Origin of the sequence: Lactococcus nasutitermitis (genome assembly GCF_018403765.1) — a bacterium.
Lineage (GTDB): Bacteria > Bacillota > Bacilli > Lactobacillales > Streptococcaceae > Lactococcus > Lactococcus nasutitermitis.
In genome coordinates this window covers 98,852-124,758 of the sequence record NZ_BOVQ01000009.1, presented here as the reverse complement: position 1 = coordinate 124,758, position 25,907 = coordinate 98,852, and the positions used below count along the sequence as shown (strand labels likewise).

The 25,907-nt window shown below is 35.7% G+C and carries 26 protein-coding genes; 2 read left to right on the top strand and 24 right to left on the bottom strand.

What is annotated here, in order from left to right:
• From KJS36_RS10965 to guaB, 12 genes are all read right to left on the bottom strand, one after another.
• The coding region (locus tag KJS36_RS10965; RefSeq protein ID WP_213536807.1) for a KxYKxGKxW signal peptide domain-containing protein at nucleotides 1-97 on the bottom strand (97 nt) is incomplete at its 3' end.
• 435 nt (nucleotides 98-532) lie between these two features.
• A complete protein-coding gene (locus tag KJS36_RS10145) occupies nucleotides 533-1,252 on the bottom strand; it encodes a YebC/PmpR family DNA-binding transcriptional regulator (RefSeq protein ID WP_213536803.1) in 720 nt (239 codons plus the stop codon).
• Nucleotides 1,253-1,373: 121 nt separating this feature from the next.
• Nucleotides 1,374-2,492, bottom strand: a complete 1,119-nt coding sequence (locus KJS36_RS10140; protein WP_213536802.1) for a nucleotidyltransferase — start codon at nucleotides 2,490-2,492, stop codon at nucleotides 1,374-1,376.
• Complete coding sequence (locus KJS36_RS10135; RefSeq protein ID WP_213536801.1) at nucleotides 2,480-3,208, bottom strand: class I SAM-dependent DNA methyltransferase; 729 nt, start codon at nucleotides 3,206-3,208, stop codon at nucleotides 2,480-2,482. Before KJS36_RS10135 ends, KJS36_RS10140 begins: the two co-directional genes overlap by 13 nt.
• Before the next feature lie 39 nt (nucleotides 3,209-3,247).
• Nucleotides 3,248-3,607 (bottom strand): ribosome silencing factor, encoded by a 360-nt coding sequence (gene rsfS, locus KJS36_RS10130; protein WP_213536800.1) that lies wholly within the window; start codon nucleotides 3,605-3,607, stop codon nucleotides 3,248-3,250.
• Nucleotides 3,608-3,877: 270 nt separating this feature from the next.
• The gene (yqeK, locus tag KJS36_RS10125; protein ID WP_213536799.1) at nucleotides 3,878-4,480 is read right to left on the bottom strand and encodes a bis(5'-nucleosyl)-tetraphosphatase (symmetrical) YqeK; all 603 of its coding nucleotides are present in this window, start codon (nucleotides 4,478-4,480) and stop codon (nucleotides 3,878-3,880) included.
• A complete protein-coding gene (locus tag KJS36_RS10120; protein ID WP_213536798.1) occupies nucleotides 4,473-5,066 on the bottom strand; it encodes a nicotinate-nicotinamide nucleotide adenylyltransferase in 594 nt (197 codons plus the stop codon). The genes yqeK and KJS36_RS10120 overlap by 8 nt, the downstream gene beginning before the upstream one ends.
• A gap of 55 nt (nucleotides 5,067-5,121) precedes the next feature.
• The gene (yhbY, locus tag KJS36_RS10115) at nucleotides 5,122-5,436 is read right to left on the bottom strand and encodes a ribosome assembly RNA-binding protein YhbY (RefSeq protein ID WP_213536797.1); all 315 of its coding nucleotides are present in this window, start codon (nucleotides 5,434-5,436) and stop codon (nucleotides 5,122-5,124) included.
• A gap of 30 nt (nucleotides 5,437-5,466) precedes the next feature.
• Complete coding sequence (gene hflX / locus KJS36_RS10110) at nucleotides 5,467-6,711, bottom strand: GTPase HflX (RefSeq protein ID WP_213536796.1); 1,245 nt, start codon at nucleotides 6,709-6,711, stop codon at nucleotides 5,467-5,469.
• Between the two features lie 43 nt (nucleotides 6,712-6,754).
• Nucleotides 6,755-6,961 carry a hypothetical protein gene (locus tag KJS36_RS10105; protein ID WP_213536795.1) on the bottom strand — a complete coding sequence of 69 codons (207 nt, stop codon included), beginning with the start codon at nucleotides 6,959-6,961 and terminating at the stop codon, nucleotides 6,755-6,757.
• Between the two features lie 30 nt (nucleotides 6,962-6,991).
• Nucleotides 6,992-8,101, bottom strand: a complete 1,110-nt coding sequence (gene yqeH / locus KJS36_RS10100) for a ribosome biogenesis GTPase YqeH (RefSeq protein ID WP_213536794.1) — start codon at nucleotides 8,099-8,101, stop codon at nucleotides 6,992-6,994.
• Nucleotides 8,102-8,370: 269 nt separating this feature from the next.
• Nucleotides 8,371-9,852 (bottom strand): IMP dehydrogenase, encoded by a 1,482-nt coding sequence (guaB, locus tag KJS36_RS10095; protein WP_213536793.1) that lies wholly within the window; start codon nucleotides 9,850-9,852, stop codon nucleotides 8,371-8,373.
• Between the two features lie 182 nt (nucleotides 9,853-10,034).
• Here guaB and KJS36_RS10090 point away from each other — a divergent pair, with 182 nt between their 5' ends.
• Complete coding sequence (locus tag KJS36_RS10090; RefSeq protein ID WP_213536792.1) at nucleotides 10,035-11,288, top strand: GH25 family lysozyme; 1,254 nt, start codon at nucleotides 10,035-10,037, stop codon at nucleotides 11,286-11,288.
• A 127-nt stretch (nucleotides 11,289-11,415) separates the two neighbouring features.
• The gene (locus KJS36_RS10085) at nucleotides 11,416-12,705 is read left to right on the top strand and encodes a GH25 family lysozyme (RefSeq protein ID WP_213536791.1); all 1,290 of its coding nucleotides are present in this window, start codon (nucleotides 11,416-11,418) and stop codon (nucleotides 12,703-12,705) included.
• 60 nt (nucleotides 12,706-12,765) lie between these two features.
• On the opposite strand, the gene KJS36_RS10080 is transcribed toward KJS36_RS10085, so the two are convergent.
• The 12 genes from KJS36_RS10080 to KJS36_RS10025 all read right to left on the bottom strand — a co-directional run bounded on the left by KJS36_RS10080 (nucleotide 12,766) and on the right by KJS36_RS10025 (nucleotide 25,905).
• Nucleotides 12,766-14,181 (bottom strand): DUF2142 domain-containing protein, encoded by a 1,416-nt coding sequence (locus KJS36_RS10080; RefSeq protein ID WP_213536790.1) that lies wholly within the window; start codon nucleotides 14,179-14,181, stop codon nucleotides 12,766-12,768.
• 1 nt (nucleotide 14,182) lies between these two features.
• On the bottom strand, nucleotides 14,183-15,715 hold the full coding sequence (locus KJS36_RS10075) for a hypothetical protein (protein ID WP_213536789.1): 1,533 nt from the start codon (nucleotides 15,713-15,715) through the stop codon (nucleotides 14,183-14,185).
• A 194-nt stretch (nucleotides 15,716-15,909) separates the two neighbouring features.
• Nucleotides 15,910-16,335: a glycerol-3-phosphate cytidylyltransferase gene (gene tagD / locus KJS36_RS10070; RefSeq protein WP_213536788.1), complete on the bottom strand. Its 426-nt coding sequence runs from the start codon at nucleotides 16,333-16,335 to the stop codon at nucleotides 15,910-15,912.
• 9 nt (nucleotides 16,336-16,344) lie between these two features.
• Nucleotides 16,345-17,772, bottom strand: coding sequence for a lipopolysaccharide biosynthesis protein (locus KJS36_RS10065; protein ID WP_244842923.1), 1,428 nt, complete (start codon nucleotides 17,770-17,772; stop codon nucleotides 16,345-16,347).
• A gap of 49 nt (nucleotides 17,773-17,821) precedes the next feature.
• A complete protein-coding gene (locus KJS36_RS10060; protein WP_213536787.1) occupies nucleotides 17,822-18,676 on the bottom strand; it encodes a LicD family protein in 855 nt (284 codons plus the stop codon).
• A 17-nt stretch (nucleotides 18,677-18,693) separates the two neighbouring features.
• Complete coding sequence (locus tag KJS36_RS10055; RefSeq protein ID WP_213536786.1) at nucleotides 18,694-19,701, bottom strand: stealth family protein; 1,008 nt, start codon at nucleotides 19,699-19,701, stop codon at nucleotides 18,694-18,696.
• 1 nt (nucleotide 19,702) lies between these two features.
• The gene (locus tag KJS36_RS10050) at nucleotides 19,703-20,689 is read right to left on the bottom strand and encodes a glycosyltransferase family 2 protein (protein WP_213536785.1); all 987 of its coding nucleotides are present in this window, start codon (nucleotides 20,687-20,689) and stop codon (nucleotides 19,703-19,705) included.
• Nucleotides 20,682-21,485 carry a glycosyltransferase gene (locus KJS36_RS10045; protein ID WP_213536784.1) on the bottom strand — a complete coding sequence of 268 codons (804 nt, stop codon included), beginning with the start codon at nucleotides 21,483-21,485 and terminating at the stop codon, nucleotides 20,682-20,684. The genes KJS36_RS10050 and KJS36_RS10045 overlap by 8 nt, the downstream gene beginning before the upstream one ends.
• 10 nt (nucleotides 21,486-21,495) lie before the next feature.
• Nucleotides 21,496-22,647, bottom strand: coding sequence for a glycosyltransferase family 4 protein (locus tag KJS36_RS10040; protein WP_213536783.1), 1,152 nt, complete (start codon nucleotides 22,645-22,647; stop codon nucleotides 21,496-21,498).
• 15 nt (nucleotides 22,648-22,662) lie between these two features.
• Nucleotides 22,663-23,025: a DUF2304 domain-containing protein gene (locus KJS36_RS10035; RefSeq protein WP_213536782.1), complete on the bottom strand. Its 363-nt coding sequence runs from the start codon at nucleotides 23,023-23,025 to the stop codon at nucleotides 22,663-22,665.
• The gene (locus tag KJS36_RS10030) at nucleotides 23,025-23,762 is read right to left on the bottom strand and encodes a glycosyltransferase family 2 protein (RefSeq protein ID WP_213536781.1); all 738 of its coding nucleotides are present in this window, start codon (nucleotides 23,760-23,762) and stop codon (nucleotides 23,025-23,027) included. The genes KJS36_RS10035 and KJS36_RS10030 overlap by 1 nt, the downstream gene beginning before the upstream one ends.
• Nucleotides 23,763-24,144: 382 nt before the next feature.
• Nucleotides 24,145-25,905 (bottom strand): rhamnan synthesis F family protein, encoded by a 1,761-nt coding sequence (locus KJS36_RS10025; protein ID WP_213536780.1) that lies wholly within the window; start codon nucleotides 25,903-25,905, stop codon nucleotides 24,145-24,147.
• Between the last annotated feature and the right edge of the window lie 2 nt (nucleotides 25,906-25,907).

The window sequence follows — 25,907 nt, the reverse complement described above, 5'->3', positions numbered from 1 at the left end:
CTAAAACAGCGAGAGCAGTCGCCGCATAAAGCCAGTGCTTGCCTGATTTCCAAGCTCGGAAACAACTTTTCTGAGAAAAGTGTGGGTGTGTTTTCATAAAGTATAAAAATCCCTCAAAATAATCAACGTTATTACTTCTAAATAAAAATATAATTTTCAATATTAAATTGTATTGTCTTTTTAATGATTGTTGTTTTATATTTTACTCTTAATTTCCAATAAATGCAACCGCTTTTTTAATTATTTAGAATAAATAACAAAAAAGCATCTTTTTGGATGCCGTTTTTACTTCTTAGCTATGTTCAATTCACGTAATACATCTTGATTCAGATACCAAACTATGCTAAACTTTGGTAAGTTTTCCCTATTCTGCTTATACACACACATTGCTAATACATTGAAATCTGAGTATAGTGAAAAATTTATAAAAAAATAAACGGTGAATAAACACCGTTTTTATTTTAAAATTTCATGCCCCTTTTTGATTTTATAAAGCATATTTCTTTAATTGAAAGTTGATATATCTAGCTTCTTAGATATTTTCTACATTATGATAAACTTTTTGGACGTCTTCGTTGTCTTCGAGGGCATCAAGCAATCCTTGGAAAACTTCGAGGTCTTCATCAGATAGGGTCACTTCGGATTGAGGAATGAGTTCAAGGTCTGTTTCTTCAAACTCTGTGATGTCATTTGCTTTGAGTACTTCTAAGGCTTTGTGCAAGTCTGCTGGTTCTGTGTAAACTGTGATGTAACCTTCTTCTGCTGTGACGTCACGCACATCAATATCGCCTTCAAGGAGAAGTTCAAAAATACTGTCTGCGTCGTCGCCTTTGAAAGCAATCACGCCTGTATTATCAAACATATAACTGACTGAGCCTTCGCCACCGATATTTCCGCCGTTTTTATGGAAAATTGTACGGATATCAGCGATGGTGCGGTTGACATTTGGTGTCAGAGTTTCACAAACGACCATTGAGCCGTTGGGGCCAAAACCTTCGTAACGACCGTCCGTGTAGCTTTCGTCAGATTTTCCTGCTGCTTTTTTGAGCGCATTTTCGATGACGTGGCGCGGAACTTGTGCTTGTTTTGCTTTTTCAATCGTGAATTTCAGTTGGCTGTTGGCTTCTGGGTCAACGGAGCCACCACGTTTTGCTGCGACGTAGAGTTCTACACCGAATTTTGCATTTTTAGCTGATGTTGCGCCATCTCTGGCTGTTTTTTTTGCGACAATATTTGCCCATTTACGTCCCATTGGATTATACCTCGTTTTTTTATTTAACTTTACAGACTTTTGTCTGTGATGATTTTTTCTCTAATATTATACCACAAAACCAGCTTTCTGTGGAGAGCTGGTTTTATTTTTGACAGTTTCGTCAGAAAATTATTGGTTTTCTGCCGTAATTTTGCTCGGGAATTTGTGGATTGGCAAGTCTGTAAATTGTATCTGCACGCTGTGTTGTGCTATCCCAAGCTGTTTGTCCGATACGGACGATTGTTTTTTCACTGAATTTTTTTAGATGTGCTTGTCCTTTTTTTGTGAAACCTAGCACATGGATTTTTTCTGGAAGAGTAAAATCGCGTGAAATATTGAGTAAAATATAAGTCAAAAGTCGTCTGACACGGGCTTTTGTATAGCGTTTTGTATGGACTTGCTCAAGTAATTCGTCAAAAGTTGTTGCTGTTTTGATGGCTATTTTCAGGCGATTTTGCAGTTCTTCATTGACTTGGAAAATATTCGTTAAGTCTGAGCTGATGATTTTGTATTGCAAAAGGGGAAAAAGCTGATGCCAACTGGCTTGCGGTGACTTATATAGGTCTGTCAAATTGCTTGGAATGACCTTTTTTATTTTTGACAGTTCTGTCAAAAATGTTTTGGGTTCATTTGACCGACTTGTCAAAAATTGACGGAGCGCTGTGGCTGAGGCAAATTGACCTGTCAGTTCTGCGGAGTGAAAATCGCCAATCCGCTGGAGCGTTTGAAGTTTGACAGACTTGTCAAAACTAGCTTTGGCATAAGCGAGGGCGAGAACATGATTTGGCATGTTTCCGTCAAATTTGACAGAGGAAAAATGTTGCCACATCTGCTGCGTTTTCTCAGGGTAACTGACATTGTCGGGCAAATTCTTCACGAAATCGTCCATGTCCTGCTTGCGCGCCGCGTAAAGCTCTGCAATTTTGTTGTAGTCTGTTGTCGATTCGCTGCCAAACAGGAGGGTGTCAATTCCCAGCTCGGACAAGATTGCGACAGCACCTTGGGCGAAAAAATCGGCGGATTGGACGGAAACCGTGACAGGCAGTTCAACGACAAGGTCGGCGCCATTTTTTAGCGCCATTTCTGCGCGCGTCCATTTATCGAAAATTGCGGGTTCACCGCGCTGCATCCAGTTGCCACTCATGGCGACGATTTTCAGTCCAGAAGCCACGTCTAGCAAGCGTTTGTGCCCGTTGTGGAAGGGATTGAATTCGGCGATAATTCCGGTTATTTCTGACATACGAAAAACCAGCGCAGACTCTTGGCTTCTGGTGCATTGTCCGTGAAATCTGCAAAAACTTTGACGTCAGAAAAATTTGACAGAGCTGTCAAATAATCGGCGATTTCGTAAGTTCGTTCTTCATGCAATTCGTCTTTTCGGACAAATTTTCCATCGTCAGATTTGACGAAAAATGTCAGTTCATGCGCGACACTGTGGGCTTCTTCGCCCGCATACGTGTCCCAGACAAAAGCAAAATCCTCGGCATTGTCATGGTAAGCAAAGCCCGGAAAAAGCGCATCAGTCTGATAGGTCGAATGGACGTCAAAAATGAAAATTCCGCCCTGACGGAGCGCGCGATGAACGCCGTCAAAAGTCTTTTTGACTTCTGACAAATCTGTCAAATAACACAGCGAATCCGAATAGCAAGTGACCGCATCAAACTCGCTCTGGTAGCGCAATTCACGCATATCACATTGTTCAAATTCCGCATTTGTCACACGTTTTTTCGCCAAATCCATCATTTCTTTTGACAGATCAACGCCAGTCACATCATAATGTTTCGCGACAAATTTTTGCGACAAAATCCCCGTACCACAGGCAAGTTCCAAGACTTTATGTGTGCGCGCAGGAAAATGACGTTCGGAAAAATCCAACCATTTCTCATACAAACTATCATCCATCACTTCGTCATAAACACGCGAAAATAATGTATAATTTTGCTCTAATTCTACCATTTGTATCTCCAAATTTTTTTGACAGAATTGTCAAAAATTTTATTCACTGACCCAACTTGAAATATTGACCAAAGGCGCATCAGACCAGAGTTTTTCAAGATTGTAATGTCCGCGCTCGTCATGTCCAAAAACGCTGACAATCACATCGCCAAGGTCAATCAGCACCCAACCAGAACGCCCTTCGCCCTCGATATGTCCGCCTGCTTGCACACCAGCTTCCTCAACTTTATCGACAATATTGTCCACAATCGCATCAATCTGGCGCACATTCATCGCTTCCATGATGACAAAATTGTCCGCAATCCCTGAAACTTCGCTCATATCAAGCGCCACAATATCAAGCGCCATTTTCTCATCCGCCGCTTTCACGACAATTTCTAATAACTTTTCTGAATTCATATTTTCCTTAATTTCTATTTTAGAGCTAACCTTTACTTTGGAAAATGGCAGAGCAGCACATTTTACAAAGTTCAGACTTCTTATTTTAACATAATTTCTCTGACTTGACTCATTCACATTTTTTGACAATTCTATCAAAAACTTTTTCAATCAATTTTGACAGTTCTGTCAAAAATAAAATCAACGTCCGCCACCCAAGTGAAAAATATTTTTATAGTTTTGCATAAATTTCCGTAACAAAAATTCACCAATAACATAAAACATTCATTTTCAAACATTTCCCTCAGCCAGATAAGGCAAAAAAGCATTGTAAGTCTCAATCGTCTGTGGATAAATCGCAATCCGTTTTGCCGCCAGAAATTCCACCGTCCGCACCGTTTCAAAAGCCACAGCAGCATCAAGCGACTTCGCAGCAATCGCACGCGCCTCATCAACACCCGCAAAATCACGCCCAGCCTCAATATAATCCGCCACATAAACGACCTTATCCAGCACAGACATCTCACTTGAGCCGACCGTATGAATCTCAACCGCTCGCAAAATCTCCGCATCACTCAAGTCGAAATCCTCTTTCATCTTGTAAATTCCGACCATTCCGTGCCAAACATTATTTCCCCAGCGCTTCAACTCAGGATTAAGTCCATATTTGTCAATCAAATCCAAAAAAACAACATCCGATTGATTTTTAGCATAATCATGCAAAAGCCCAGCCAAACTCGCCTTGTGTGGATTTGCCCCATAACGTTGCGCCAGCTCAATCGCCGCTTGCTCCACACCCAAAATATGCTGAAAACGACTATCCTTGACCTGCGCAGCAATTTTCGCCAGCAACTCCTCACGTGACAGCCCAACTTCCGGATAAAAGTCAAACATACAAACCTTCTTTCAAAATATAATCCAAAACTTTCGGCGCCAACAGAAAATTCGGCACAAGCCCACGATGAAATTGTTCACGAATCAAATTTCCCGAAATCTCCATCAAAGGCACATCGACCCACAAGATAGGATAAGAAGTTCCTGTACGAAAACGCGGACGGCGCACACCAACAAGCGTGACCAAGTCCAGCAATTCATCAATATTTTCCCAAAGTGACAAACTGGCAATCATATCACCACCGACAATAAAATAAAAATCACACTCAGGATTATCCTCAGAAAGTTGTTTCACTGTCTCATAGATTCCAACTTTCGCCTTACAACGGCAAGAATCCAGCTCCAGACCTTCATAATCCGCCACAGCCAGCGCAATCATGTTGCCAACATGCCCTTCTGTATTATGTTCGGGCAAGAAAACAACTTTTTCCAGATGAAGTTGTTGACGCACCTGATCCGCAATCGTCAAATGCCCCACATGTATAGGATTAAAATTCCCCCAGAAAAGCCCGATTGCTCGGCGCTTCTCATCTACTTCCTCTTTCAATTTTACCTTTGTGAAAGGTGTCAAAAGTTCTATTGCCATACTTTTTCCTTACAGTTTTTTCATGAAAATGAGCTTAATTATCACTTATTTCTAATTATCTTACCAAATTCTTAACATCAACGGAAATTTTACGATTTTCTTTCTTCTCAGCAACCTTGAAAACGACGATATTGCGTCCAATAATTTGAACCACATTAAGTCCCATTTCCTCAATCGCTTCCGCAACATCATCTCTTTCTTCATCTGAATTTTGCAAGATAGTCACCTTAATCAACTCACGCGCATCACAAGCTGAACGAATACTCGTCAAAATTTCATTTGATAAACCAGATTTTCCAATCTGCACAATCGGACGAATATTTACTGCTAAACTACGCAAATAGCGCTTTTGTTTTCCATTTAATTCCATTTTAAATTTTCCTTATTCTATTCTTATTTACTAATAATTATCTAATTTCCAGCGCATATCAGGTGAAACTAAACCTTTCACATGATAGGCTGTTTCTTTCTCAACCACCTGCTCAACCAGAGCAAATTTCCGCAGTTCAGGCAACTTATAAGCCTGCGCATAAGGCAGTTCAATCTCAAAGGCATCAAACAAATCATGCAACTTTTCCAGAATGGCCGTTTTCAACCATTGTACACCATTTTCCTCTTTAATTGACAGTTGAATACTCGGTGTCAATGTTGGCGCAAAATCAGTCGGCGCAATATCCATTTTATTATAAACATTCAAAACTGGAATAGCTATCATATCAAGGTCTGACATGATTTTCTGCACCGTTTCCTCATGAATTTGATGATGTGGATTGCTCGCATCAATCACATGAATTAGCAAATTGACATTTGCCGACTCCTCAAGTGTTGATTTGAACGCTTTGATAAGCTCTGTCGGCAGATTTTGAATGAAACCAACTGTATCAGTCACACTCACTGTAAAATCATCCCCAAGTTGAACCAGCTTTGTTGTCGCATCAAGCGTAGCAAAGAGTTCATCTTTTTCATATTGAACTTTTTGTACACCAACCAACGCATTCATCATACTTGATTTCCCAGCATTTGTATAACCAATCAAACCAATCTGAAAAAGTCCACTTTCACTTCTTTTCTGTCGAATGGTTTCCCGCGTTTTTTCCACTTTTTTCAGTTGTTTGTCAATGGCTTCAATCCGCGTGCGAATATACCTACGGTCAGTTTCTAACTTACTTTCCCCTGGCCCACGTGAGCCAATGCCTCCACCTTGTCTGGACAGCTCAATTCCCTGCCCCACCAAACGTGGCAAAAGATAGTTCAACTGCGCTTCTTCAACCTGCAACATTCCCTCATGAGAACGCGCCCGCATCGCAAAAATATCCAAAATCAACTGCATCCGGTCAATAACTTTCACACCAAGTGCATTTTCCAAGTTAATATTTTGCCGTGGTGTCAAACGTTCATTGAAAATCACTGTATCAATGTAGCCCACTTCAATCGCAAAACGAATTTGTTCCAACTTACCAGAACCAATCAGAAAGCGCCCATCTGGACGTTCTCTTTTCTGAGTAAATTGGTCTATTACCAAAGCTCCCGCAGTTTTTGTCAATTCTGCAAGTTCAATCATTGAACTCTCGAAACTCTCACTATTTTCAAAAGTTTCTATGCCAGCAAGCAACACACGCTCTTGTTTTTCATCTAAATCAATCAATAACTTTTCTTTTTCCTTTTGTCTTTTGGACTAGATTACACGATTAGAGATTTTCAATATCCTTACTAATAATCCAAGCGCCTTGTCCATAAGTTTTCGCAATCCAATGTTCATTAAACCAACTCTCACTATAATCAGGATGTTCCCGCAAAAAATCACGTTTTTCATCTTCCAAACTATCCCGCCAAACGAGTTCTCCTGTCTCTTCAAGCGCCTCAAGTTGCTGAATTGTCATCTTTTTATAATCCATTTTTTCTCCTACTTTTTCATTATTTATTTGTCAAATCAAAGCTTTACGTACCACGACATCTACTCCTTCTGGTGCCCATACTGCGACAACTGCACGTTCTGGTACATTTATCCAACCAAGTCCTGAGACAACAATATCTGATTTTCCCTTGAGCGAAAATTCACGACGAACAAGCTTCACATCTGCAATCGCCGGTTTCAGTAATTCTCCTGCATGACGTTCATAAAATTCCGTAGCTCCAATCAATTTTGTACGATGAATATCTATTTCATTGTCAAAATACGCCGTCATTCCCTGTCTTTCTCCCGAAATAAAATCAAAGCGCGCCAGACCACCGAAAAACAAAGTCTGCTCGCTATTTAACTGATAAGTTTTAGGTTTGATTTCCTTTTTGGGCGAAATAAGTTTCAAATCCTGCGCTTCAAGATAATGTGCCATCTGTCCCCGATGAATAATCCCCGGTGTGTCAATCAACTTACTCTCATCATCAAGTGGAATTTCAATCTTATCCAGAGTTGTCCCAGGAAAACGTGAAGTGGTGATGATATTATCCTCTCCTGAAGCGTTTTTGATAATCGCATTAATCAACGTAGATTTTCCAACATTCGTCACACCAACTACGTAAACATCTCGTCCTTCGCGATAATCTTCAATTTCATTCATCAAGTCCGTCACATCATCACGATTCATTGCCGAAATCACACGAATATCCAGCGGATGCAAGCCTTGTGCTTTCGCCTGCTCTTTGAGCCAAGCCGTTAATTTTCCAACCTTTAGCGAATGTGGCAAAATATCTTTTTTATTTGCCACCAAAAGAACATCATTATTTCCTGTCAAGCGATGCAAACTTGGAATCAACGAACCATTGAAATCAAAAATATCCACCACATTAACAATCAGCGCATCTTGCTCGCCAATTTCCTGAAGCAACTTCAAAAAATCATCATCCGTCAAACTCGTTGGCACGATTTCATTATAGTGGCGTAGTCGAAAACAACGTTGACAATAGAGTTCATCATCGTTCTCAAGTTTTTTTTGAAGCGCACTAGCAGGCAAATAGCCCAAGCCATTTTTATCTTCACTTTGTATAAGCGCGCCACAACCAATGCAACGCAATTCTTCGTTTACAGTTTTACTCATATCGCTATTATAACATATTTAACAGCCTTTTTTGACTGTTTTTCCGTTAAATATTTTTGACAGTTCTGTCAAAAAATTTAGAATACAAAAAACGCTCAGTAACCAGCTGAACGTTCTCTTTAGGAGTAAACTTTATGAAAAATTTTTATTGGAATAAATATATTATACTGACTCTCACTTAATTTACACTCAATCAAAAATAAAACAAAACATAAAAAAGTCTATCAAAACTGACAGACTTTTTTGACAAAACTGTCAAAAATATTTTATTATTGTACAGAATAATTTGGCGCTTCTTTCGTGATTTGTACATCGTGCGGATGAGATTCTTTCAATCCAGCACCAGACATTTCGATAAATTGTGCTGAATCATGCAAAGCTGTAATATCGCCAGCTCCCGTATAGCCCATACCAGCTTTCAAACCACCAAGCATTTGAAAGACAATATCGCTTGCCGTTCCCTTATAAGCCACACGTCCCTCAATACCTTCTGGCACAAGTTTATTTGCTTCATTGACAGCCCCCTGGAAATAACGGTCTTTAGAACCATCTTTCATCGCAGCAAGAGAGCCCATTCCACGATAAGTCTTGTATTTACGTCCTTGGAAAATCTCAACTTCACCAGGTGCTTCATCTGTTCCAGCAAGCATAGAACCAAGCATAACTGCATCACCACCAGCAGCCAAAGCTTTTACAATATCACCAGAATATTTAATTCCACCATCAGCAATGATTTTCTTGCCATATTCACGCGCCACACCAGCCGCATCATAAATCGCCGTAATCTGTGGCACACCAACACCAGCAACCACACGCGTTGTACAGATAGAACCAGGACCAATTCCGACCTTCACGACATCAACACCGGCATCATACAAAGCACGTGCGCCCTCAGCCGTCGCAATATTTCCAGCAATCAACGTTTTATCTGGGAATTTCGCACGAATTTCAGCAATCTTACGCAGCACACCAGCGGAATGACCATGTGCCGTATCAATCACAATTGCATCTGCACCAGCCTTAAACAAAGCTCCCGCACGGTCAAATGTATCACTCGTCACACCAACAGCCGCAGCGACTAACAAGCGACCTTTCGCATCTTTTGCCGCATTTGGAAATTCAATCACACGTTCAATATCTTTAATCGTGATTAAACCAGCAAGTTTTCCCTCAGCATCCACTAAAGGCAATTTTTCAATCTTATGACGTTGCAAAATAGAAGCAGCTTCATCCAAAGTCGTCCCAACAGGAGCAGTAATCAGCTCCTCAGAAGTCATCACATTTTTAATCTGTTGCTCATAATCGCTCACAAAACGCAAATCACGATTTGTCAAAATCCCAACCAACTTACGATTTTCCAAAGTTTCCACGATAGGAACACCAGAAATGCGATAAGTCGCCATCAAATTCTCAGCTTCCTCAATCTTGTGTTCAGGCGTTAAGAAAAATGGGTCTGTAATAACACCAGATTCAGAACGTTTTACCTTATGCACTTCCTCAGCTTGCTGCTCAATCGACATATTTTTATGAATAACACCCAAGCCACCTTGACGTGCCATCGCAATAGCCATCTTTGAATCCGTAACTGTATCCATAGCAGCTGAAATAATAGGAACATTCAAATGAATATTAGCAGCCAAATCCACACCTAACTTCACTTCATTTGGTAAAACATTACTTGCAGCTGGCAAGAGCAATACATCATCAAAAGTATAACCTTTTTTCAAAAACTTCGTTTCCCAATTCGACATCGAACAACAATCCTCCAAAATTTTATTGTTCCCATTCTATCACTATTTAGCCCAGTTTTCAATAGGTAAATCTCATTTTCTTATCATATAATCTTTCAAATCATTTTGTAATCAATAGTATGTTTGTTAAAATTAAAAATATCGTTTTTAAAATTAGAATTACATTAGAAAAAGAGAAAAAAATGAAAACTAAATTAAAAAGTATATTCCTCCTTACAACAGTCCTATTAACAGTTCTTCCTCTACAACAAATTTCAGCTGAAACAAGCGAAAATATTGAAAATAACAACCATCCAATGGGCTATTATACAGGGGGGTATCGTACACCAGAAATGAAACGCGCCCGTGCAAGTGCGCCCTCAAATCTCACTTCAAACGATAGTAGCCTTCCAAGAAAAGATGCCATTGACATCGCCAGCTATCAAAGTTGGATGACCCAATCTGACTTCAACCAACTCAAAGCCCAAGGTGTCAAAACAGTCATCATCAAACTTACAGAAGGTACTTATTACCAAAATCCTTATGCAAAATCCCATATCCAAATGGCAAGAAATGCCGGACTGAACATTGCCACTTATCACTTTGCAATCTTTGGCAATACCAGCAATCAAACAAGCGCAAATAACGCTGCAACTAACGAAGCAACTTACTACGCAAATATGGCAAAAAGTCTCGGCTTAACAAACAGTACCGTCATGATTGAAGATGCTGAGTACTCTGGAACTGCTTCTGGAGTTTGGAATCAAGCCAGTCAAAACTTTACCAATCGCCTAAAAAATCAAGGTTATTCCAACATTCGCTATTACGCATCAAAAAGCTGGGTAGAAAGTAAAATCATCAATCCAACAACTTTTGGCAATAAAAATATGTGGGTAGCCCAATATCTCTACGGCAAACCAAGCAACACCAACCTCCAAAACACTCAATACGGCGCATGGCAATACACCAGCCAAATGTATTTCACCAACTTCAGCGCTCAAAAACCCATTGATACTAACATTGACTACGGAAATATTTTTAAAGCTCCAGCAGCCTCAACAACACATCAAGAAGTTTACCGTATGTACAATCCTAACAGTGGCGAACATTTTTATACAACAAACAGCTACGAAGCTACTCAATTAAGTAAAACAGGCTGGCATCACGAAGGTATCGGTTGGGAATCTCCTCTTACAAAAAATAATCCTGTTTATCGCCTTTACAATAAAAACGGAGGCTATCATTTCTACACATTAAACAATAACGAGAAAAATAAACTAGTCAGTTTAGGTTGGCGCTATGAAGGAGTTTCCTTCTACACAGGAGGTAACAGTTCTATTTATCGCTCTTACAACCCAAACAATGGAATGCACAATTATACTCTCAACTCCTATGAACACACACAACTCGTTAAATTTGGCTGGAAAAATGAAGGAACTGCTTGGAAAGTAAAATGAAATAAAGCCTCAAATTTTTTGAGGTTTTTCATATATCAGCAAAATAGCTACTGATTTGTAATTTTGTTAAAAATATATTATGATGATAGAATAGAAAACTCTTACAAAATAACAGTTTGGAGAAAATATGTCTCACAAAAAAATCCTCTTAATCCCTCTTCTATTTTTCGCATTTCTATCAACAAAATCTATCCTGGCTGATGATACTGCTGCAAGTGTGAATGCTACTCCCAATAATCATCCAATGGGCTATTACATTTCTCCTATCTCAACATCCACAACAACAAGTATTCCAAAAGCTTCTACGACATCCTACAGAACTGGTGCTATTAAAGTTGAAGCTCTCTCTTACCACTTACTCAGTTCAGCAAATACACCAGCCAACCTTTCCTCTACAGATACAAGTCTCCCCTCAAAAGATGCCGTTGATGTCTCATCTTACCAATCATGGATGACTCAAAATGATTTCAATGCACTAAAAAAAGCGGGGGTTAAAACAGTTGTTGTCAAACTAACTGAAAGTACAACTTATACTAATCCTTACGCTAAAAGTGAAATTCAAATGGCACAAAACGCTGGCTTAAATATAGCTGTCTATCACTTTGCTGACTTTGGTAATCCTGCCTCAGAAGCTTCCTATTTCGTAAAAGTAGCCCAATCTTTAGGACTTCCAACAAGAACAACTATGATTGAAGATGCCGAAAATACTTCTTACACCGGTAATTGGACAACAGCTTCTCAAACTTTTGCAAAAACTGTACGGGCTGCTGGCTATCCTAATGTTAAATTTTATACCTCACAAAGTTGGGCTACTTCTAATAAAATGAACGCCACAACACTTGGTGCTAAAAATATGTGGATAGCACAATATCTCTATGGAAAACCAAGCAATAACAATCTCCAAAATATGCAATACGGAGCTTGGCAATATTCAAGTCAAATGTACTTTACTGGTATGAGTACTTCCTCCCCACTTGATGTCTCTATTGATTATTCAAATCTTTTCAATGACAATTCAGCCATTAGCTACGTTTATCGCGTCTATAACCCAAACAGTGGTGAGCATTTCTATACAGAAAATAGTTATGAAGCACAGCAATTAGACAAAACCGGATGGAACCTTGAAGGAGTTGGATGGAGTGCTTCAACTTCAACTTCATCTAGTCCTGTCTATCGTCTCTATAATCCCAATGGTGGCTATCATTTTTATACTATGAGTAGTTATGAAAAAAATAGTTTAGTAAAATCAGGATGGCGCTACGAAGGAATTAGTTTCCGTTCTGCTGGTTCTACTCCAATCTATCGTGCCTATAATCCTCACAATGGAATGCACAACTACACAACAAACGCTTACGAACAAAATTCTCTTGTAAAAGCGGGATGGAAAAATGAAGGAATTGCATTCTATTCAGAATAAAAAAATGGCTATTCTCAGCCATTTTTTTATTTTACCTTAAGCACTAACAGCGCTCTTCGTTTATAAATAATAAATTCCAAATAAAGTTCCGAAAAGTAATAATATATTTGAAATTATTATAACAATAATTGAAAAAGCAAATATCATATTTTTGCGATTGAGTTGTATCTTAAAGTGAGTATTTGCAAATACTAAAGGAAATAGTAAAAGAGTTGGTGTAAAATATCTTCCTTGAATACCAGTTATAACTCCTACAGCTCGAACATTCGTTACATTGATTGACGGAGAAAAATAATTCATATATGAAAAATAAACAGCAAGAACACCTAACAGAAATAAAAGCAAAGCACCAAGACTAAGAAGCCTAGATTTTACGAACTTTTCTTCAGTTAAAAGTATCAAAATAAGTAAAACATACCAAACTCCTGAAACCCATAGAGGCATATAGTTAATGGTTGCATATGGAGCTGCAATAATACTACTAAAAATTTGCGAAATATTCGTTATTGAAAATAGATTTACTGAATAATTTAACAATAAACGCCAGCTAGAAAATAGCAGACTTGGATGATGGCTATAAATAGAGTATCCTCCAAGTATCAGAACAATAACTCCTCCCACAACCAATAAAATACCATTAATTTTTTTAATGAAAGTTGCACGATAAGCTAATCTAACTTCTTCTTTTGGTTCTTTAGAATGCTGACTTATTAACACACCAAGAATTACTAATGGAAACAGAGCAATCAACAATTTAATATTCGTCTTCGCGCCCAAATAAAGCATGATGGAGGCAACAACCATTTGCAGCAACCTGACTACTCTCACTCTATTATCAACAATCATATTAATCGCAATAGCAACAGCAAATGCCGCCAAAACGTAAGTCAGCGCATCATAAGATAAACTCGCAAAACTATTCGTAATAACTGGCGATAATGCCAAAGCTAAAAAGAATAATTTTCCTTTTTTCACAAAACGAATGATAAAAAACATAGCTAAGCTACAAATAAATGTAGATAGAAGTCTTGCTGTAACTATCATTACCCCCATAGAAGGATAAATATGATAGCCTAGCCAAACACCCATAGCGGAAATAATATGTCCCCAAAAATTATAACTGAGTAGTGAGGGCTGGGTTTGTACACGTGGCAAATCCTTCATCGGCATTTTTACAATCTTATTTTGAAAATACTTTTGAAAATAATTCCCAGACTGGTAAGACGGAATTTGCGCTTTTATTCCTGAACTTATACTTGCTTCGCCATATGCTGAAATATCATTGGATATTCCTACCATATTTGTCGAAACAGTATAATGATATTGTCCATCTGGTTCATTAAATAATGGCATAAATAAAGAAAGCGATACCCCAATTATAATAGCCAAAATGAGATAAACTCTATGAATTTTTCCAAAGGATGTTCGAGAAACTCTTTTCTGCTTCTCAGTTCTTGTACTTCTAACTCGTTCCATATTATAAAATCCTCACAATAATTATCATCATAGCAAGCATTAATGCTACTAAAATACTAATAGGAAGTATAATCCGAATAAAACTACTCATTGGCTTGACTGACTCACCACTTGTAGCTAATATATTATATTCCTGAACTCCAGCAGAAAAATCTGGAATAGATGTATTCAACGAGTAATCCGGATTCTTAGAAATTCCTAAAGAATTTTCCGCAATAAGACTACCATTTTTAGTAATCTTTGCTCGACTAAATACTGTAAAATGAATCAAATTTTTATTAAGACTATATCCTTTTGGAGGTGTTATCTGATAAAGAAAATAATCTGGACCAGGTGCTAAACCTACTAATTGAATAAGTGATGAGTTAATCTGAAGTGCTTTTTTAGACTTAAAATTAAAACGACTAGTCTCAAGAGGAATTGGAGTTGTTTGTATATCTCCAATCGCATATTGTTTTCCCCCCTCCAGCTTAGTTAAAGAATTTAAATCCAATTGATTAAGATTAGCTACTTTAACCCACTGTGCATTATTAGAATATAACTCATCTCCACCAGCAACTTTTCTCCCAAGGATATATTCTCCTCCAGTCACAAATTTATTTGCTTGTGTATCAACCATTGCGAAATTTATCCCAGTAAGAATAACTGCAGGAGAGCTACTTTTTACAAAATTTCCATTAGTATCACCACCACTAACAACTAATGTAGCTCCACTTGGTGTTAAATCACTAAGACTTGTCGGAGTTACGTGTGCGTGTACAATCAACACTTCATCTTGACTTAATACAGGAAAAGTAACATTTTGAGAATTATTTACCGAAGAAGATGCAATAGGACTAATCGTACTTGCAGAATTATCAGCTTTAATGCTGTCAATAACTAAATTATTGTTTGCTACAACTGAAATCACTCCACCATTTTGGTTAAAATCTTTTTTTATTGTTATCTTATATGTAAGTGTTCGATTAGGTTGAATAATATATTGATTAAAGTTTGAACGACTTTCTTTTTCAGGATTTTCCAAAACAGCACTTAAACGGTCATTTAAGTTTGCCGTGTCAATCATTATTTGTTTAGTAGTCGATGTAATATCAACTAACTTCAATACTTTGCCACTCCCATCTAAGATTAACGTTTTTCCCGCTGGGAGAACTGCGACTGCGTTTCCTTGATTGTTGGTAAATTTGTTAGCAAATTTAGGGGAGGGTTGATGGAAAAAGTTTCCACTTTGCCCATTAGTCAGTAAATTACCTCCACCATATTGAATGAGTAAGCTAATAAGGTCTGGCATTTCTGCCTCTGTATGTTGTTGACCATTTCCAATCTTTGCACCTGTAGGTAAGATAATATCTGGACTATCTTTCTGTCCTTCAACAAAACTCAAAGTTGATTTTACCATCAACCAAGTTGCACTATTCATTTCATCTGAAGAAAATTCCCCCATTTTCATTTGGCTGTAAACTTTCTGAACATTAACAGCAGAATATACACCATTTACAATCGGTGTACCATTATTTACAGCAGTCAAAGACACATTTACATTGGTATTAGTATTATCGGCTTGAACTTTCATAACACTTGAAAAAAAGCTCATAAAAAAGCAAGTAACTATGACACTTAATTTTATTCTCAGTATTATTTGACTTTTCATCAATGTACTATCCATTCCATTAAAATTATTATAAAGCTTTATTTTTTCATAGCTAAAATCGTGTAATTTTCTCGAGTTTAGTCCTTGGTTTCTTGATTATTTAATTTTCCTAGTTCTTCTTTAATCTTAGATGATGAGGTTTTCCCACGAGGAAAATACATTATTTTTAGTTCAGGAAACTGCTCTTTAAGAAAATCAAATTTTCCTTTCCAATCATCTCCCATTGCAAAAATATCAACACCAAACATATCAATATATAAAGATTTATCATCCCAAGACTGTTCTGGCACAACTAAATCAACATATCTAACCGCTTCAAGTACATACTTACGAGTATCATAATCTTGGTAAGCTTTCTTTCCTTTCCCAGCATTAAACTCATCTGTAGAAAGCATTACAATCAATTTATCACCAAGATTACGTGCATTTCTTAGCATATTGATGTGACTCTCGTGTAAGATGTCAAATGTTCCTGCTACTAATACCACTTTTTCTTTATCCATTATTTTTACCTACCTCTTCTTAATAATTTCTGTGATTACTTTTCTCTCTGAACTAAAAAATATAAAAAGTAACCATGCAAAAATAAAAATGACACCTCTAAGAATTAAACTATAAAATAAATTAGAGGGGTCAATAAACTTTTCTAATTCAAGGACTATAAATATTACTCCACCTAAAATAACTGGTGTTATAAATTCTTTAAAAAAGTCAAGTAGTTTCCCATTTAAAGAATGTTTAATGAGTCTATAATAATTAACGCAAAAACTATATAAAAATCCAATTGTCAAGCAGATAGCCACAGTATTGATTGAACCTAGAAGTACTCCAATAATTATTGAGGATACTAATCCACTAGCAGTAAATAATCCTGTAACCCATAATTTTCTACTATGATTTCTTGCTTGAAAAATCGCACCCACAGGAGTAACAATCATCTGACTCCAAACAGTTATTGAAAGAATAGAAAATGGAAAAATAGCTGCTGACCACTGACCACCAAACATACACAAAATAATTTGTCTAGCCGTTGTACTTAAAAATATTGATAAAGGAATACCAATTAAAGCTAAAATATGAACTATTTTAAAATATACCTGTCGAATATAATCCACATCATCTTGATACTCTGAAAGAACGGGCTGTAAAACAGGATTTACTACACTTGTAAAAAGTGTATTAGGAAGCATTAACAGTTGATATGCTTTACTATAATTTGCAAGTGCCGCTTCTCCCATAAACTTCCCAATTAACATATTATCCGAATTTCTGGAGAAATAGTTAACAAAGTTAAATCCAAATTGGTTCTTAGAAAATGTCCATACACTTTTTAATGGTGCCATGTTAAAATGTCTTGTAAAGGTAACCTTAGAGAAAAAATGATTAAGTAAGAAGTTGATAATTGAAGCTGTAATAGCACTTATAATTAAAGCATACACTCCTCCACCAAGAAAAGCAAGAGTTACTCCAATAATCCCAGCACATAAATTAGCAAGCACCAAACTAAAATTAACAGCTTTAAATCTCTTAGCTTTATTAAGTATAGCTGTTGGAACAATATTTAAGCCATTAAAAAATATTGATATCGCTTGTACCCAAGTAAGAAAGTAAAAATCATGATTGTGATAAAGTATGGCTAAAACAATACCGAAGAAGCCAAAGATAACGGCAATACTTAATCCAAACAGAGCGGAGAAGTCAAACAAGACACGATTATCCTCAAAAGTTAGCAATTTATTTTGAATAATTGCAGGTCCCATTCCAGATTCAATCATCATGGCAAAAAATATGATAAATACTTGCATAACAGCAACAAGTCCAAATTGTTTTGGCGTCAATAATCTACTTAATACCATTTGAATGATAATTTGTAAAAGAAAATTACTATAAATTCCGAGGGATGTGAAGATAAAACCCGTTTTTAATTTTGTATTCATCATTAAATTTTTAACCTCCTTCTCACAACAAAGTTTTTGAAAATATAATCTGTTATATTAGTTTCCCATCTACGATATATTCTATATCATCAATTTCTAAATAATCAAAACCATGATGAGTATTAGGATTGATATTGTCAGGAATTTTCATGTAGTCAGGACCATATTGTATTTCCAACATTTTATTATACTCTGCAGGTATTGGAAAACTTTCAGATTCAAATTTATGTTGAATAATTTTATCTACATACTCTAAGGGAAAAAGTTCCTGAGTAAACTTATACGATGTAGAAAAATTAATTATGTAATTTCCGCTTGATTCAGTAGATAATTTATAAATCTTGTTGATTAGATATTTTCGACCTAAAATCTTATACATAACAAAAGCTATCGTCTTAAAAGTAAGCAAACTAATCTTTTGGATGAATGGCATGTCTTTAGGACTAGCAATTCTTGATAGTTTCCTATTGTTTAATATCGTTATGTATCGTTTAATTTTTGAGTATGTTTTACCAACTCTTTGAAAATCATCTGATACAATATCTATGGGAAAGATATCTACGAAAACACCCATTTGATAATCATCATCATCTCTTGAAGACCATACTTTAATTTTTGAATGTTTATCAGAAATTTTTGCTTGTGGACGACTGAAATCTTTCTGCTTTCTGTATTCAAGCAGTTCATAGTTTTCAGTGTCTTTCCAGAGTGACATAAATTTTTCATAGTCTTTTCTGAGCATTCCTATATCAATATCGTCATCCCATGGAATAAAACCTTGATGACGTACTGCTCCTAGCAACGACCCTCCTATGAGAAAATAAGGAATATCATTTTTAACACAGAATAAATCTATTTCTTTTTGTATTTCTAATGCACGCTTGTGTACTTCTTCTAAGTAAGTCATAATATCTCCACACTATCTTATAATTCAAATTCACTTTTGTCTAAGAATTTTTTTTCAAAAGCACTATTCATTTTGTTGACTACTTCATCAAATTCATTTTCTGGAACCCAATCGCCATCTTCTAAACACAAAATCTTATATTTAGATTTGAAAAGAGCATCAAAATCTATTTCTTTGTCCAAATTGACTAATTTTCCAAACTTGAATGAATTCATTGGGATAAATTCAGCTGTGGCACGCGCATAATCAAGCATTACCCAGTCAGAAATACTTTTAATATCTTGAGAATTTCTAAATTTACTTTGTCCTACAAACTCAAAATAATCAGGCAATTTTGTTCTTAATTCTTTGTACAATGTCTTTGTAAGCGGAGCTGGCAAGTGGTCTTCTCGAAAGCCAAGAAAATGACCGTAAAATTTTAACATAGGGAGCATATAAACATTAGCCAAAAAAGCAAATACTCCATTTTTTAGCGAAAACATTTTTTTATTTATCAAATATTTTGTATCTACAGCTTTGTTCAAAGCTAAAATGTTATTAGAAAAAAGAGCGTCACTTGGCATAAATGGAGCGTGCATCATTTGAAGACACGGTTTTCCATTTACAAAGAAATCTGTTGGTAATGTAGGTGCGTTCAAAAACATATCGTCATTAAAATTTACAAAACACTCTGAAATACCTGGGATTTTATCAAAACTAAATTCAATCGCATTTGAATTAAAAGTAGGTAAATATGCTTCTGGAATAAATTCTTTATGGTTAACAACGTTAATTTTCGGATGATTAACATTTAACCACTTAGGAACGTGTCCCCAAGTTACAATATGAATTTTATTTACCCATGGAGCAAATCGTTCTATGGAACGCAGGAGAAATTGGAAATTATCCATATTTCGATAACGACTGTTACCATTTTCATGTGCGGTACCTTTTTGTTGATTATTTCGGTAAAAATCCCTTTCTTTTTCCCAGTCTGGATCTGCACCATCCAGATAAGTAATTACAAAATCAATTTTATTATCCACTTTACACTCCTAAAACTTTTTTCAAATTATTTCTAACAAAATCATTGTAGTAAATTTTATTCATCAATTTTAATCCTAAACGTAAAAGTCCAGAATTGAGATAGACAAACTTTCTCATACCTAAGTTTTTTGAAAGTTCTTTATTTTTCTCAAAAAGCTGAAGAAATAATTTTTTAGAGACATCAGATTTATCTCTTGTACATTCTAACATTACGTAATCATTATCATTGATACAAATGGTCTGTGCTAGTTTCAATGCTTCCGGATGATGTTCTTTTACAAAATCTAACACAATTTCCGTTTTATCAAAAATAGCAAAGTTTCGCTCAGACACTTTCTTATTTGTAAGACTTTCTGGATTAAAACGATAATAATAGCCACAATAATCAACAAAATTTACTTTATTCGCTATCGAAAGTACCTGAAGACTTATTGCTGCATCTTCATACATCATAATATCAGGAAATCTTAAATTTTTAAAGATTTGACGTCCATATAATTTACAAACTGGGCCTGCTGAAGCAAATCCAGGAGAATACATTTGCTTGACACTTTCTACAAAAGATTGGGTTTGAAATATCTCTTTTCTATTTCCTTCTCCCACTCTCTTAAAATCTTTGGAGAACTTACACATTGCAAGCTCATCATCTCCTTTAAGAGTTGCTAATAATACTTCAAGTAAATCTGAACTAATCGTATCATCCGAATCAACAAACATGAGAAAATCACCTGTTGCTTGTTCTAATCCAAAGTTTCTCGCTCCTGCAGGTCCGGAATTTTCAATAGAAAATAATTTCATTCTCTTATCCTGCTTTTTGTCCATATATTCTTGGAGAACTTTAAGAGAATTATCTGTAGAACCATCATTTACTAAAATAATCTCTAAATGGTTGTGTGTCTGTTCTAAAATTGAATTTAAGCAATCTACTAGATAAGTTTCTGCATTATAAATAGGAATTATAACGCTTATTAAGGCTTGTTCATTCATGTTTATTCCCCAGTTTATTATATTGATAAATCATCATAAATAATTTTGAGAGACCTTTGCCCCAATATCTTTCAAAGATTTCGTACTCTTCATTTTTTCTATGTTCGTTTTGCGTATTTACTGTTGTCTCTGATTCTCCATGAATTCTATGTGCCATAAGTCTTTCTGACAGATATTTGATATGTCCTGGCAAGCGCATAATTCTTTCCCAAGCATCCCAATCCAGTGCCATTCTCATTTCTTCATTAAATTTGAAGTCTTTTAAGCGTTCCATATTGTAAGAAACAGCTGGACAGCAAATGAAATTTCCAAAAGCATAAATTCTTCTTTGATAAGTTTTATTTTGCAGAAGTGAAAGTAATTTAAGACCGAATGTTTTAACTTTGAGATTGATATTTCTACTCCGACTTTTTCCTTCTTCATCTATCTCATAATAATCAGAAAAGGCAATATTCAAATCTTCTCTCGCTTTAAATACCTGAAGTATTTTCACACCATAGTCGGCTTCATAAATATCATCCTGATGAGCAATCGTAGCATACTTTGTTTTTACAAAGGATAAAGCTTTATTCCAATCTGCACCAATACTGCCACCTTTGTCAGAAAACTGAGGAATATCATACTTTTCACAAAGTTCAGTAATAAAATCATTGGGTGTTGAAGTGTAAAGAATTACAGAAGATTCCTTTTTCAATACTGAAGTTTGCGCTAACAAAGACTCAATACATACTTCAAGATATGGAGAGCTTTTATACGCACATATAACAAATGTATGGTTATTTTTAACTTCTTTCATTCGGTATATCCTACCTTTCTAACAACTGAGTGCAAGATTCTAGTTCTATAAACGCTTTTTCAAAATTTTCAACTGTTTTATTCCATGTATATTTTTCCATAACACGCTGAGATACTTTTTCTTGAATAGGTCTTATTTTTTCTGGATGATTGATTAAATCTCTTAGAGCTTTCAGTAAAGCTTCTTCACTATTCTCAATAACATAACCATAAGTAGAATCTGGCAACAATTCATAAGCACCACCAACATCTGTTGTTATAACTACGTTTTTCATCATAGCTGCTTCAATCATAGAGGTTGAGAAACCTTCTATTTTTGAAAGAAGAACAAAAATATCAGATTGATTATTCAACTCCATTACTTTATCATGATGAATATAGCCTAAAAATTTAATATTTTCTTGTTGGTAGCGTTGCGTCATTTTTTTATAAATCGGACCATCGCCTGCAATGATAAGCTCAACATTATTATATTCTTTTGAAAGTTGTTCAAATGCTGAAAGTAAAATTTCTACACCTTTGAATGTTGCTTGCAGTCTTCCTGAAAAGCTAATTGTTATTTTATCTGGTTTTGTTTTTTGAGTAAAGTATTTGTCAAATTCTGCTGGGTCCACTGCATTATAAAGAACACCTTTGGAATTTATATTAAATTCTTTTAACCAATCAGCTGCTTCTTGTGATACGCCATAAAAGATATCGGTATTTTTTTTAACACGCTGAATTAAAATTTTCTCTACTTTATGAAGAAAAAAATCTAAAAATTTATTATTAAGTGTGAGATAAGTTGTGCCATGCTCCAGTACGAGTGCTTTTTTATTATTTTCTTTCGCTAGTTGTGTTCCTAAAAGTGCTGGAAGTTGAAATCTTGTGTTGCACACATAATAATCAATTTTTTCCTCCCGAATTTTTTGAAGCAACTGTTTATAGTGTTGATTTTTTTTAAAGAAAGGATAACGTTCCTGCCAAATTTTTCTTATTGGTAGGCGATAAACCTTAACTCCATCAATAATTTCTTCATCTTTTTGGTTGTTTTCTTGGCTAGTCACTACAATGATGTTATAACCTTTTTTCCTAAGTCTTATAGCAACATTATAGGTATAGCGTTCTATTCCTCCAAAATGCGGGAGATAATAACCGCTAAAAAATGCAACTGTCTTTGTCATGGTTTTATTAAATTCCTATTTATTTTTCTGTTTACTCTCTACATCTTCCACTTCCTTTTTAAGCAAGGAAAGTTCTTGAACCAAATTTTTTATTTGTTTTTCAGCTGATATGAGTGACATTTGATATTTTAAGCAAATGATGACAAGCATTGCTACAAGCATAAATAATGCGAGTGAAGACAAGGTATTTATTCCTAAAATGTGAGCTATTTTACTTCCCAAATCAGAAAAAATTGCTCCAAATAAAATAAGAAGTGCTAAAACGAGCCATTTCAGCATATGTCTTATTTCTGCCCGGTCTTTGCGCACCAGTTGAACAGTATAAATAAAAAAAATAATTGCAAGGATAATCGCTAGTATTCTTAATTGTACGGGCATTATTCTTTCTCCCTTCCAAGTAACGAGGTAGCTATAATTGATAGCGAAACGCTAATCATGTAGCTGACACCTTTTAACATATTTATGCTTGATGTACCTGTAGTTCTCTCAAACATTCTGACGCCTACTTCTTTGACACGAATAGATTTTGCGAAAAGGTGCATATAAGTTTCTGGTTCTGGATATTGTCGTGGATAACGTTTTACAAACTGAGAAATGACTTGCTTGTTTCCTGCTCGATAGCCGCTTGTGACATCCTTTATTCTTATTTTTGAAGAAAAATAGATAAGTGCAGATAAAATCTTAATACCTGTCTGACGTGCTGTGGAGGATTTAAATTCTGAATTGCTCTCGTCTAAAAAACGTGAACCGACAACAAAATCTGCTTCATCCTTTAAAATTGGTTCGATAAGATTGGGAAGTGACTCAATATCATGTTGTCCGTCACCATCAAACTGAACAGCTATATCATAATCATGTTGATAAGCATAAATATAGCCTGTTTGTACTGCGCCACCAATTCCTAGATTTTGAATGAGTTCAATATGGTTAATATTATTTTCTACTAATACTTGTTCTTCATTATCAGTGGAACCGTCGTTAATCACGAGATAGTCTAATTGATAATTTATATTTTTTTGGTACGCTTGTACTTTTTGAATATTTTCTACTATTCCTTCTGCCTCATTGTAAGCAGGAATAATGAGTAAAATCTTTTGTGTGTTTTTATCAGCCATTATATAAGCCTCCTTATCCATTGAGTAATTTGAGGGAGTACATCTGGGATATTATTTTGAGTATAATAAACAAATAATGTCTTTGAGAGATACAATACTAAGCTAGAAATGAGAATAATCTTAAATATCCTCAACAGAAATAGCCAATTATTCCTTATTTTACCATATTTTTTAACATAAATCGCAATAGGACTCAATACAAGAGTAATCGGAACATAATTGTATTCCTGATTTACTGGATTATTTGTGAAACTTGTTGTCCATATTCCAAACGTCCACATAGCTAGAATAGCTGTGATTAAGAGATAAATTTGCCTGCTTGAAAGGATTGTTCTTTTGCTGAAATTGACTTCTTGTTTATTATTCATTTCTCATTTTTCTTTTAGCGTTTCCACGGCATCAGTCGATAGACAAGGATTACTTTGATTTTCTTAAACATCATTTTCACCAAATCTCTAAGTTTTGTTTGCGTAAGGTCTGTTTCTACGGTGCGAAGAAGACGATTTGCTGAATAATTGGCGATAAAACCATTATTGGTTTGGATTTGTGAAATACGGAAATCATATCCGTTTACCCATGCTGCATAGACGATAAGACGTTCAAAAGCATGAAGGATACTGTTATATGGAATTGGTTCTTCTGGAACAGCTTCAGCAATATTTATTTCTAAAAGATTTTGAAGTGCTTCTGGACGGTACCAAATCATTGTGCCATAACTCATAACATAGCTGTCTTTTTGCTTGAGCTCTTTGGGATTTTTAAAATCTATTTTTTGCCACATTTCGTACATGTAATGCCAAATATCTCGTTCTGTGATATAAGTTGGTCCGTAGAAATGGTCAAAGAATGATGGTACATCTGCAATCATGAGTCCAAGTTGGGGATTTTTTTCAAATTCTTGGAAAATTTGTTGAGCAGGTTTTAACAGAGCATATTCGATATCTCGGCGCCAACTTTCACCAACTATCCAGTCATTGTCTTTGGATTTCTTTGTGTGAAAATGTCCTATTAGGTCATAATTTTTCATTTTCGGTGTTACTTGCATCCAAGGTAGCACATCTCTGCCTTTATTACCTGTAATTTCTATATCTTTGACTTGTGGCAGGGGATAATCTGTTTGAATCTGTAACTTCTTTTCTTCGCTGTCTGTTGTGATATAGAGGTCATAATTTTTGACAAAGTTGTCAAAATAATTAAGGTACTCTGGAATAAGATCAATGTAGAACGCGTGAAGATGGATGGCAATTTTTAAATTTGACGAAGCTGTCAAATCTGGTGTAAACTGAATTGTTTTTTCTGACAGCATATATTCACGGTCAGGATAATCAACGTCTGTCATATGTTCAACAATGTAAGAAATCGGATAATCACTTTCTTGTTGCAAACGTTCAATCACAAGCGGTGTGTAAATATTGTCTGCGCCATAACTAAACGCTTTGATTTTCAAAAATGGAATGTGACGTTGTAAAAGAGCTGGAAGATTGAAAACTGAAAAATCATGTACTAGCATTCCAGACCAATCTTCTTTACGAGTGTCAAAAAGAACTGCTGAATGAAAACCTGCATCTTCAAAATACTTTGTCATTGCTGTTTCATACTGAATGATAACTTTGACAACATCATCAAGCACTTCAACAGTATCCCAGAATTTGACAAAACTGTCAGAAGCTACTACTTTTTGTTTATAACTGACAAAATAACTTTGGATATGGTCTGGTAATTTAATCTCTGGCTCATCTGCCCAAGGTTTTACTTTGTGACTTCTGTTATTAGTAATTCCCCAAAAATCAACGGTCGCATCACTGTCAAAACGCTCAAAGGGTGCGCTAAAATCATAAACTGGTCCAAAACAAGTATCGTTCATCACTGTGACGGAATCATAATTGGCAAGTTTGTCAAAACCATAATGTTTCATCGCATCAGACCAAGCAACAAAATCATAACCTTTATTTTCACGCTGCATAAAACCATCAATAAGATGCTGATTTGACAGTCCCGTCAAATCTTTTTCAGCAAGTTGACTATTGGAAATAAAGAAAATTTCTCCAAAAAGTTCTCGGAGATGTTGCAGTTGATAAATGACGTGCGCACTTAGTTTATTATCTTTATTAAAATGTACGTAAAGAAGTAGTCTGTTATTCATAG